Annotated in this window: 9 protein-coding genes; 3 read left to right on the forward strand and 6 right to left on the reverse strand. The window is 51.5% G+C overall.

What is annotated here, in order from left to right; all coding sequences use genetic code 11:
- Positions 1 to 47: 47 nt before the first annotated feature.
- Both BUB86_RS09435 and BUB86_RS09440 read right to left on the reverse strand, forming a co-directional pair.
- Positions 48 to 2723: a bifunctional fucokinase/fucose-1-phosphate guanylyltransferase gene (locus BUB86_RS09435; protein ID WP_081373193.1), complete on the reverse strand. Its 2676-nt coding sequence runs from the start codon at positions 2721 to 2723 to the stop codon at positions 48 to 50.
- Between the two features lie 17 nt (positions 2724 to 2740).
- A complete protein-coding gene (locus BUB86_RS09440; protein WP_073208785.1) occupies positions 2741 to 5233 on the reverse strand; it encodes a YfhO family protein in 2493 nt (830 codons plus the stop codon).
- Positions 5234 to 5328: 95 nt separating this feature from the next.
- Here BUB86_RS09440 and BUB86_RS09445 point away from each other — a divergent pair, with 95 nt between their 5' ends.
- From BUB86_RS09445 to BUB86_RS09455, 3 genes are read left to right on the forward strand one after another with little or no spacing between them, the layout of a single operon-like run.
- Complete coding sequence (locus BUB86_RS09445; protein WP_073208787.1) at positions 5329 to 6114, forward strand: TrmH family RNA methyltransferase; 786 nt, start codon at positions 5329 to 5331, stop codon at positions 6112 to 6114.
- 5 nt (positions 6115 to 6119) lie between these two features.
- A complete protein-coding gene (gene mtnN, locus BUB86_RS09450; protein WP_073208912.1) occupies positions 6120 to 6749 on the forward strand; it encodes a 5'-methylthioadenosine/S-adenosylhomocysteine nucleosidase in 630 nt (209 codons plus the stop codon).
- A 16-nt stretch (positions 6750 to 6765) separates the two neighbouring features.
- Positions 6766 to 7260, forward strand: coding sequence for an S-ribosylhomocysteine lyase (locus BUB86_RS09455; RefSeq protein WP_073208790.1), 495 nt, complete (start codon positions 6766 to 6768; stop codon positions 7258 to 7260).
- 3 nt (positions 7261 to 7263) lie between these two features.
- Here BUB86_RS09455 and BUB86_RS09460 read toward each other — a convergent pair whose 3' ends face one another.
- From BUB86_RS09460 to BUB86_RS09475, 4 genes are all read right to left on the reverse strand, one after another.
- Positions 7264 to 7932: a B3/4 domain-containing protein gene (locus BUB86_RS09460; RefSeq protein WP_073208792.1), complete on the reverse strand. Its 669-nt coding sequence runs from the start codon at positions 7930 to 7932 to the stop codon at positions 7264 to 7266.
- Positions 7932 to 8819 (reverse strand): 4-hydroxy-3-methylbut-2-enyl diphosphate reductase, encoded by an 888-nt coding sequence (locus BUB86_RS09465; RefSeq protein ID WP_073208914.1) that lies wholly within the window; start codon positions 8817 to 8819, stop codon positions 7932 to 7934. The genes BUB86_RS09460 and BUB86_RS09465 overlap by 1 nt, the downstream gene beginning before the upstream one ends.
- 80 nt (positions 8820 to 8899) lie before the next feature.
- Positions 8900 to 10000, reverse strand: coding sequence for a methylmalonyl Co-A mutase-associated GTPase MeaB (gene meaB / locus BUB86_RS09470; protein ID WP_073208794.1), 1101 nt, complete (start codon positions 9998 to 10000; stop codon positions 8900 to 8902).
- Between the two features lie 36 nt (positions 10001 to 10036).
- Entirely contained in the window at positions 10037 to 11110 is a 1074-nt protein-coding gene (locus tag BUB86_RS09475; protein ID WP_073208796.1) for a DUF1573 domain-containing protein, read from the reverse strand.
- Positions 11111 to 11126: the final 16 nt, after the last annotated feature.

Here is an 11126-nt window from a genome sequence, read left to right on the forward strand (position 1 = left end):
CATCTCACCTTCTCACCTTTCAACCGTCTCACCTTCTCACCTTCAAATCAGCTCCTGCTGATTTGCAAGCCAGTAGTTGAGAGCGTCATATCTACAAATCGGGCATTCTTACGCGGGCTATTCTCTGTCAGTATCTGCTTGATACGTGCCGCAGCCTCAGGATCCTTGGCTATCATATAGAGGTAGCCGCCACCGCCAGCACCTGGCAGTTTGTAACCCAGACAGAGGTCATCGATCAATCGGGTTAGCGCCTCAACAGGTTCTGGATTAGAGCCAGCATCAATCAGCTGGTTCTGAGTCCACGTTTTGCGTACCAGCAATCCCATACGCTCAAAATCGTTCTGCTGGATAGCCTCGTACATCTCTAGGGTATGCTCCTTCATCTGTCGGAGCAAACGTATCTCGCCCCCATGATTCAAGAACATACGGCGCACTATCTCTGCCAGGATACTCTTGGCCGTGCGCGTGATGCCTGTATAATATAATAGGTGGCACGGGCGATACTCGGGTTGAGTCCAGAGGTCGGTGGACAACCAGCGCACCTGTGGATTCTGAGCAAATCCCCTACCCGTTTGCAGCAACTTAACACCACCCAGCACACCGCCAAACTGATCCTGCCAACCACCTCCTGTGGTCAACATCTGTTCGAGCATCAGCGTGCGATGGCCTATCTCGTTTTTATCCCATCCCAGTCCGCAGAAGTCGTTGAGCGCGCCCAGCACGGTAGCTGCCAGGATGCTGCTAGTACCAAGTCCGCTACCCGCAGGGATGGCAGAAAGCAGGGTAATCTCGATGCCAGAGCCGAAAGCCTGTAACTCATTTTTCAACACGCCATTACCAAAACCGGCCAAAACCAGAGCAGCCTTAGGAATAGAGAAGGGAGAGCCTACGTGCATAAAGTCCTTGAGTTGCTCGTTGGTCTCTACTACCTCCATAGCACCAAGGTCGATGCTGCGAAGCACGATTCTTGGTTCCCTGGATGGGCGGATATAAGCCTGCAAAGGTGGCTGACCATTCAACTCGATGGCCAGGTTGATTACGTTTCCACCCTCCATCAAGCAGTATGGTGGGGTATCGGTCCATCCGCCTGCGATGTCGATACGTACAGGCGAGCGGCCCCAAACAATCTGGTCGTCGGCGATTGAGAGTTTTGGGGAGTGAGGAGTGTGGAGTGTTGAGTGAAGCAATCCATCGCGCAACAGGGCGAACGCACGCTCGCTCTCGCCACGGAACATGGCATCGTGGATGCGCGTCATCAGCGGCGCATCCTCGTCGAGTGGCGGAGGCAGAGGTATGTGCTGCTCTTCGAACTCGCGCTTGGCATCAGCCAGATCGAGCTGATAGAACACACTATGATTCCAGTTTTCAGCCAGCGCACTCCAGTTAAGTTTGCGGAAGGCCTTGCGCTGGTCGAAGAGACGGTGCAAGTTGGCCTCGGTGCTAATTTCCTCGGCTGAGATCAGCCGAGTGGCTAGTTTATCTAGATGATCTAGATTGTCTAGCATTTCTAGCCCGGCTAGCTTTGCTAGCCCTGCTAGATTTTCTACTACTGGGAACTGCTGTTTCTGTTGCTCTGGGCCTGCAAAGCGTTCGTCGATATGATAGCGGCGTATGGCATATTCCTTGTCGCCAATAGGCACCACATCGATACACTCGCCAGGAGCCAGATGGAGCTTCCAGTCGTTCTCAGGCACACCCGTTATAATATTGTCGTGAGTCAGGGTCCAGCCCTCGCCCACATAGCTGTTTTCTATCCAGATATTGGTATTCTCCTCAGTAAAGCGGAACTTACATACAGCATTCTGCACAAAGATGCTGGGATGAGGTTTGCGATCGTGGTGCATAATCTCGCGCTGATCATTCACCAGATTCTGAATACGGAGGGTCGACGAAATCATCTCGCGCGAGGTACCAAAATGGTAGAACTCGCCCCCCTGCAACGGTACGATGGCTACAGAGAGCTGAGAGAGTTCATCATCGGGCATCAAAGGGTTAGTGCCAAGGGCACAGCCGAATTCTGAATACATATCGTATTCAATAAACTCATCGTCCTTTTTAGATTTCTTTGCCAGCAGCTCCACGGCCTTATCGCTTAGCATCCAGATGCCGATATCGGTGAGGTAATAGTGATCTTTCTGCAACTCGTTGAGCGTTTCGACGCTGGGTTTCTGCAGCATGTGTTTCAGCACCTGTGGCGACTTGCGCGAGCTAACAAACACACCGTGGTTCTTAGCCACCGAGGCATCGAGCCACAAGCCGTAGCAAACCACATCGGCATCGGGCACAGGCTGCAAGGGCTGCGACGTACGTACCAGCACATCGCCACTCACCACCATAGTATGTATGCGCTCTGGCGCCATCTGCATCATCTGCTCGTAGAGCGGCAATTGCAGGCTTAACAGATCCTGCGAGAGCTTCTGGCCGCGCTCCCAACGGAACACGGGAACAGGTGTGAGAATCTTACCCGATGGGGCATACGAAGGCAAACGGCGACTCTGTCCGCCAGCATGCAGCAGAATGCGCTTTTCGCGTGGCAACCACTCGCTGAGCGATTCGCCATCCTCAACCGTCATACAAGCCTGGAGCAACCAGGTGGTACCACCACCACTACCCAACTTATGACCAACAGGGTCGTTGGTACAGAAATACTCATCGCGACTCAACCCTGTTACATCGTGGAAACTGTCCACCAGATTCGGTGGCAACGAGAGCAACTTTTTCATTGAACATTGAACATTGATCATTGAACATTCTTGCGGCGGCGATACGCCATGAACAATGCGCCTGCGAGTACTAACAACAAGATGACGTAGGCGACATTGGCAATCGTCTCAGTAGTATCGACCGACTTGGGGAAGAAGCTGAGAACAACCTCATGCTTACCTGGTTTTATGCTAAGAGCTCGCAGGATATAGTCTACCCTACCCAACTCAGCAGGCTCGCCATCGATGGTAGCCGTCCAACCAGGATAATAAATCTCAGAGAAGACGATGACACCACCCTTACCCGAGTTAACCTCGTAGGTAAGCTGGTTGGGCTCGTAGGTCTTGATAGTTACCATGCTCAGTGTGTCTTGAGCAGTACTCTCGCCAAGCTGAGCCTGGAACTTCTCATCAGCCACAGCCTCGTGGCGCAGGTCGATCTTGCCCACCTTCAGAATCTCCTCGTTGGCATTCTTGGCATAGCTCACTTTATCTACAAACCACGCATTTCCAAGAGCGTATGGGTTCTGCAAGGGAACCGTCTGACCACCCTGAAGCGGGTATATAAAGTAACGTGTATTAAGCATATTGAGTACAGGCCAGATGCTATCGCCCTTCACCTGAGTCATATCACCACCAGCCTCAGCTACAGCACCCGCCAGGGCCTGCATCTCGGGGTTGATGTATTGCTCTATCATCTCCTGATAACGACGCAGCTTAGCGGCATGGTAGCCTCCGATACTCTTATGATAATAAGATGTCTCGTTCTCGTTGAAGGTGTTCGATGCCAAGTTCAGCACACGATAGTCGAGCGTCTTATCCTTCAGAATCTGCTCATCGGTCTGCGACATCTGCTGTGGTGCTTCACGCTCACTCTGGGGCACAAACATCTCGTCGTTCAGATAGCGCTTGTTCACCTGCCAAAGGTCAACCAGACAGAGTACCAGGATAATGCCCACGCCATACTCCTTCTTGAGTTTGCCGAAGCTCATGGCCAGCAGGATGCCCGTACCAGCCAGAATGATATAGAACGAGCGCATGGCATCGGCTGTAAACACGGCCTTGCGCATCTCGATGAGATTGCTTGTAAGCGGTGCGATATGCTCCTGAGGCAGGGTGCTCAAAGCACGCATCTCGCTCGATGAGATAAAGCTATCGAAGAACATGGATGGCGCTACGGCAAACAACAGGGCGATGCCACCCGTAAGCAGGAACGAGATGCCCACAAGCTTCATGCGGGGTTTCATCTGCTCGGGCTCGTCGAGGAACTTCTTGAGCGCCATCATGGCCAACAATGGGATGGTGAACTCGGCTATTACCAATATCGAAGCCACGGTACGGAACTTGGCGTACATGGGCACATAGTCGAGGAAGAAATCGGTGAATCCCATGAAGTTCTTACCCCACGACAGGAGTATCGACAGAATGGTTACTGCCAGCAAAGCCCACTTCATGGGGCCCTTAACAATGAACAAGCCCAGGATGAAGAGCATCATGACAAAGGCGCCCACGTAAACAGGGCCACTGGTTCCAGGCTGCTCGCCCCAGTACTGACCTATCTGCTGGTAGATGCTCTCGTAGGTAGGATCGGCTTTTTCCATAGCAATCTTGCTCTCCGACATGGGTACTGATGCGCCTCCCTTGGTGTTAGGCACCAGCAGTGTCCAGGTTTCGTCGACACCGTAGCTCCACTGGGTGATATAGTCACGCTCCAGGCCGCTGCTGGTCTGGTTGCTCGAATTCTTCTTAACTAACTCGCTCTTACCACGCATAGACTCCTGACCGTACTGCCAGGTGTGGTAGAGGTTACTCAGGTTGATACACACACCAATGGCAGCACCAGCGATACACGCACCTGTGGCCTTGGCAAAATGCACGTACTCCTTCTTGCGGATGGCATCCACCAGCCAAGCTATTACCATCGCCAGGATGATGAACAGATAGTAATATGTCATCTGCACGTGGTTGGCATTAATCTCGAAAGCCGTAAAGATGGCTGTGAGCAGGAATCCCCACAGGTATTTGCCTCGATAAGCCAGCACGATACCCGCTATCATTGGTGGCAGATAGGCCAAAGCCCACACCTTCCAGATGTGTCCGGCAGCAATGATAATGAGGAAGTAGGTGCTGAACGCCCAGATGATGGAGCCCAATGCTGCCAGATGCTGACGGAAGTCGAACGCGCGCAGCAGGATATAGAATCCCAGCAGGTAGGCAAACACATACCACACGTTCTCAGGCAAGAACAGATGATATATCTTTGTCATGGTACTCAGTTTATCAGTAGATTTATACGATGGTGCCATCTGGTAGGTAGGCATACCTCCGAACAAGGCGTTAGTCCAGCGACTGCGCTCGCCCGTCTTCTGCAGATACTCTACTCCCTCCTGTCCTGCACCTCTTCCTGCCGACGCATCGTGACGATACAGTATGCGCCCCTCGATATCAGCAGGGAAGAAATAAGCGAAAGCCAGAACGGCAAACAATAATACTGCCAACACATCGGGCAGCCATTTTTTCAGTAATGTCATAACTTGCAAGTTTATTAATTTGCCTGCAAAATTACGAAATAATTATCAATTATAAGTTGTCAATTATCAATTTTTTAGTATCTTTGCAGCAAAATATGGAAGAAACGATAATTACAAGCGTACAGAACGCCAGAATAAAACACGTAGTAGCCCTCCAGCAGAAGTCATCGCTCCGCCGTGAGGAGGGGCTCTTCGTAGTAGAGGGCCAACGCGAAATAGAGCATTGTCGTGAGTGTGGCTACGAAATCGTAGAGGAGTTTTGTCGGGAGTGCGAAGGCACGGAGGCGCGTGGGCGCGAGAATACCACGATGGTATCCCCTAACGTTTACGAGAAGATGGCCTATCGCGGTAGTACCGAAGGTATGATTGCCGTAGCTAAGTGCAAGGAGCACTCGCTTGCCAAGCTGCAACTGAAGGAGAATCCACTGATTGTGATCTTGGAGAGCGTGGAGAAACCAGGCAACTTGGGAGCCGTGCTACGTAGTGCCGAGGCTTCGGGAGTAGATGCCGTCATCGTGTGCGACCCACTGACCGATATGTATAACCCCAACCTGATTCGTGCCAGCATAGGTGGGGTGTTCAGCGTTCCTACGGCTGTATGCACATCGCAGGAGTGTATCGCATTCCTCAAAGAGCGCGGCATCAAGATTCTGACTGCGCAACTACAGGATTCGTACGAGTATTACGACTACGATATGCGCCCCGCCACAGCCATCGTGATGGGCACCGAGTCGACAGGACTCACCAACCAATGGCGCCAAGCAGCCGATGCCCATATCCGCATACCCATGTTGGGGCGCCTCGACTCGCTGAACGTCAGCGTTTCAGCTGCCATCCTCATGTATGAAGCACTTAGACAACGAAGAGTGAATAACGAATAGTGAATATGAAAATAGGAATGATTGTAGCAATGGACAAGGAACTGCAACAGCTCCGTCCATTATTCCCCGAAGACAAGGTGATTCTGCAAAAGAGCGGAATAGCCACCGTTAATGCCGCCATTCAGGCTGTAGAGATGATTCGCCAGTATAAGCCCGACTGCATTATTTCGAGCGGATGTGCTGGTGGTAATGGCGACGATATCAACCTGCAGGATGTAGTGGTTAGTTCAGAACTCACCTACCACGATGTTTATTGCGGTAGTGCCATCGATGATACCACCATTTTTGGTCAGGTTCAAGGCCTCCCAGCCCGTTATCAGGCCGACCCATACCTGTTGCAAAAAGCATTAGAGACGGGGGCAAAGCCAGGATTGATAGTCACAGGCGACTGGTTTGTGGATTCTAAGGATAAGATGCGCGAGATTGTAGGTCACTTCCCCGAGGCAAAGGCTGTCGACATGGAGTCGTGCGCCATCGCTCAAGTATGCCATATATATAAGGTACCATTCATCTCGTTCCGCGTTATCAGCGATATCCCCTTGCGCGATACCGATGCATCGCAGTATCACGATTTCTGGAGCACCATCGCCCAGAACTCATTCAACGTCACCAAGGCCTTCATCGAAAGCCTTTAATTATCAATTTATATAAATGGAAGTCATACAGAGTTTCACCATCGATCACACCCACCTCAAGCCGGGCATCTATGTATCGCGCGAGGATAAGGGTTTCACCACATTCGACCTGCGTATCACCGAGCCTAATCAGGAGCCCGCCGTTGCCCCAGCAGCTATGCATAGTCTGGAGCACCTGATGGCCACTTGGTTCCGCAATAGCGAGGCTAAGGACGATGTGGTTTACGTAGGCCCAATGGGCTGTCTTACAGGCATGTACATCATCATGACGGGCTCATACACCGTCGAGGATATGCGCCGTCTCACCATCGAGTGCCTCAAATGGATTCTCACACAGACGGAGGTTCCTGCTACCCGCCCAGAGGCTTGTGGCAACTACTTGCTGCACGACCTACCCATGTGCAAATGGGAGAGCGCCCGCTATCTGGACCGCTTGCAGAACGATTTCCACTGCGAGTATACCAAACTGCAGATAACCCTCGACGACGGCAAGGTTTTTGCCGATGCCTGACTTTTAACCACGATAGATAGTAACCGTTCCGCCATCGCTCTTAGCATAGTCGATGAGCAGATTCTGGATATATTGAGCATTGGCTATGACGCGCTCTTCGCAGCCGTCGTAGCCATTTATCAATACCACCAAGTGGGTGGTGCCCAGCGTAATCTTAGTGCGCTCGTTATCGCTGGTAGGCGTTCCAACACCGCCTTGAGCATCGCGATACACGGGCAGTCCGGCTATATTAAGCATGCCACGACCGATTCCCTCGTATGGCTCGCCCTCTTTACCAACACCCAGCACCAGTTCATCACCCACAAACTTATCGGCATCAAACCCACCAATGCTATAGCCATAGGCTATCGAGGCCAGGTTCACAAGGTCTACCAGCGTATCAATCTGATACAGCTCCTTGCCCTGAAGCATGCGACGTATGAGCTGCTCGGAGGCAGGACGATAGCGCGACGGATCCTTACCACATAGTTTATATACCGCACGCGTGGCGGCGATAGACGGCAAGGCTTTTACACTATCAAAGGTCAGTTCCTGACGGAGGCGTTGTTCTACTTCATGGATAGCATTCCACAAGCGGTCGTTATAAAGGGTGTTTACTACTCTAGCCTCTACACACGCGCCCACAAATGTGGGGCATACAGACGAAATCTCGTTAGATACACTAATCTTCATCACTGTTGCATATTAAGGATGGCATCTCGACACTGCTCCATCAACCAGCGTGGTGTGCTGGTGGCTCCGCAGATGCCTACACTCTGGATTCCATCGAGCCAAGCGGGCTCAATCTCCTGAGGATCTTCGATGAGATGGGTATTGGGATTCACACGCAGACACTCGTTATAGAGCACTTTGCCGTTTGAACTCTTGCGACCACACACAAAGAGCACCAGATCGTGCTTGGTGGCAAACTGCGAGATGTTGGGCATGCGGTTGGCCACTGAGCGACAGATGGTGTCGAAGCTCTTAAATGTAGCCTCAGGCGATATGTGCGTCTGGATATAATCGATGATACGATTAAACTCATCGAGCGACTTCGTGGTCTGCGAATAGAGGTAGATATCGCGCGAGAAATCGAGCTTAGTCACCTCGTCGCTACTCTCTATCACAATGGCGTTCGATTGCGTCTGACCCACCAGTCCCAGCACCTCAGCGTGTCCTTTCTTTCCGAAGATGACGATTTGGGCGGAGGTGCGGGGGTGCGAAGGTGCGGGGGTGCGAGATATCTCATACTGCTCCTTGATGCGCTTCTGCAGTTTCAGCACCACAGGGCATGTAGCATCAATAATCTCGATATTGTTCTTGCGAGCCAACTCGTAGGTCTCAGGTGGTTCACCATGAGCACGAAGCAGCACCTTGGCATTGTGCAGTTGTTGCATTTCATCGTGATTGATGGTGATGAGTCCCATCTCGCGCAGACGGTCGCACTCACGGCCATTATGCACAATATCGCCGAGACAATAAAGCTTTTCGCCCTTGGCTAGCTCTTCTTCGGCTTTCTTAATGGCAGTAGTCACTCCAAAGCAGAATCCACTACCGTTATCTATTTCTATCTGTATCATATTTTTGAAGTTAACGGGAATTGAAGAGAAGTTAAAGGGAATTGAAGGGACATAACTTCCTTTTAGCTTCCTTTCCATTCCTATTTTCTTAATAATTCGAAGTATTCATCCAGCAAATCCTGGGCGGCTACGAAGCTGGTTTTCTGTCCTGCCAGCACGGTGGCCTCGGCAGCTGCGAGCTGAGCCTTGATGGCGGGGTTGTTGTAGAAGTTCAGGCGCAAGTGCTCGTTGATGCTCTCATACATCCAGTACTTCGACTGCTCGTTGCGACGATAGTCGAAATAGCCGTTGGCCTTCACAAAGTCCACATACTCGTAAATCATGTCGAATATCTCCTTCACACCCGTACCGTAGAATCCGCTATAGCATAGCACCTTAGGCGTCCAACCACTATCGGGCATGGGGAAGAAGTGTAGCGCATTACGGAAGTTGGTGGCCGCCATGTGGCAACGATCCACATTATCGCCATCGCACTTGTTGATGACGATACCATCGCTAATCTCCATGATACCGCGCTTAATGCCCTGCAACTCATCGCCCGTACCAGCCACCTGTATCAGCAGGAAGAAGTCTACCATCGAGTGGCAGGCCGTCTCACTCTGTCCCACACCCACGGTCTCCACAAATATCTTGTCGAAACCAGCGGCCTCGCACAGAATGATGGTCTCACGGGTCTTGCGCGCCACACCACCCAGCGAACCTGCTGATGGACTAGGGCGAATAAACGATGATGGATGCTGCGACAGCTTCTCCATACGCGTTTTATCTCCAAGGATGGATCCCTTGGTGCGCTCGCTACTGGGGTCGATAGCCAGTACGGCCAGTTTGCCGCCCTTTTCGCGCAGAACATGCATGCCAAACTCATCTATCGAGGTACTCTTGCCCGCTCCTGGCACACCACTGATACCAATGCGGATGCTGTTGCCGCTATAGGGCAGACACTTGTTGATCACCTCTTGCGCCTTGGCCTGATGATCTGGGTTCACACTCTCTATGAGCGTCACTGCCTGCGATAGGATGGTGACATCGCCCTTGACGATACCCTCTACCATATCGGCCACAGAGAGTTCACGACGGCGGAAACGATTGCGATTCAGATAGGGGTTGATGATACTGGGCTGCTCTACCCCACTGTTCACCTGCAAACCTGCATATTCTGAGCTATTCTCTGGATGTTCCATATTTTCAATTCATAATTCATAATTCACAATTCATAATTACCTCAGTTTGATGTTAACTACCACCTTGGCGTGGTCGGGATCGTTGGTAATCATGAGTATACGTGGACGAGTGCGCAGCTTCTGGAGCTCGGCAGCTGTTCCTGTAATCTTCAGATGAGTGCTCTGACCTGGTGCTATCTCACTCTTCGAGAGGGTTACCTTCAGTCCGGCCGTAAAGAGCTGGAGCGAAGAAATCTTGAGTGGCGACTGACCCTCATTCGTCAGCGTAACGGTAGCCGACTTCTTGGGTTTGCCACCAAAATCGGTAAAGTCAACATCCGTCTCCGACATATTCAACACAGGTGCCAGCGCCTTGTTGGTCTTCTCAAACTGCTTCATATCGGGCAGCAGCACCGTAGCCACTTCAATGGCACGATCCTGACTCACCTTGTCGCCTGGGTTATGAGCCACGTAGAGGGTGGTCTTAGTCAATCCGTAGTCGCGAAGCTTATCCGATAGCAACTTCACGGTGATGGTGGCCGAACGTCCTGGCAACAGATGGTCGGGACTGGTGATAGCCGTCAGATAAGCAGGCAGATGCATCAGGTTAGGACGCATGGCCTTCTTACCATTATTAAATATATGTATCTCCTTAACAGGCACATCGCCTTTGTTCACATCGTCGAACTCAATGGCATCGGCATCCAGCAACAGGTCGCCCATGGCAATAGGATACTCGCCCGAATAGTCGCGCATATCGGTCTTCACCACACCCTTCATGGTGAGGTAGAAGGGTTTCTTGGTGCCATTGCTCTTAACCTGACACATCTTCTGGAAGTGGCCCAGCTGGCGGGCATCGTAGGTCATTCTGATAACAAACTTATCGCCTATGCCCACCTCCTTGGGAAACTCCACACTGGTACAACCGCAATCGGGTTTCACACTTTCTATCACCAATCGGCGCAAGCCTTTGTTACGTAGTTCAAACGTAGCCGTCACGGGCTGTTCGTAGCCCGTAGCTCCCACATCTACGGTGGTGTTCTTAACCGTTAAACGCTGAGCATTAGCCTCGAGGAACGAGAAAGGAGTAACGAGGAACGAGAATACTATGATAAGAAACTTTCTATTCATCTTTATTATTTAATGT

Source organism: Xylanibacter ruminicola (assembly GCF_900142525.1).
GTDB lineage: Bacteria > Bacteroidota > Bacteroidia > Bacteroidales > Bacteroidaceae > Prevotella > Prevotella ruminicola_A.

Bases quoted from the DNA above. Each gene is read 5' to 3' on its own strand.
- BUB86_RS09465 (WP_073208914.1), bottom strand. From the start codon at position 8,819: ATGATACAGATAGAAATAGATAACGGTAGTGGATTCTGCTTTGGAGTG.
- BUB86_RS09445 (WP_073208787.1), top strand. From the start codon at position 5,329: ATGGAAGAAACGATAATTACAAGCGTACAGAACGCCAGAATAAAACAC.
- BUB86_RS09475 (WP_073208796.1), bottom strand. From the start codon at position 11,110: ATGAATAGAAAGTTTCTTATCATAGTATTCTCGTTCCTCGTTACTCCT.
- mtnN (WP_073208912.1), top strand. From the start codon at position 6,120: ATGAAAATAGGAATGATTGTAGCAATGGACAAGGAACTGCAACAGCTC.
- BUB86_RS09455 (WP_073208790.1), top strand. From the start codon at position 6,766: ATGGAAGTCATACAGAGTTTCACCATCGATCACACCCACCTCAAGCCG.
- BUB86_RS09440 (WP_073208785.1), bottom strand. From the start codon at position 5,233: ATGACATTACTGAAAAAATGGCTGCCCGATGTGTTGGCAGTATTATTG.
- meaB (WP_073208794.1), bottom strand. From the start codon at position 10,000: ATGGAACATCCAGAGAATAGCTCAGAATATGCAGGTTTGCAGGTGAAC.
- BUB86_RS09435 (WP_081373193.1), bottom strand. From the start codon at position 2,723: ATGAAAAAGTTGCTCTCGTTGCCACCGAATCTGGTGGACAGTTTCCAC.
- BUB86_RS09460 (WP_073208792.1), bottom strand. From the start codon at position 7,932: ATGAAGATTAGTGTATCTAACGAGATTTCGTCTGTATGCCCCACATTT.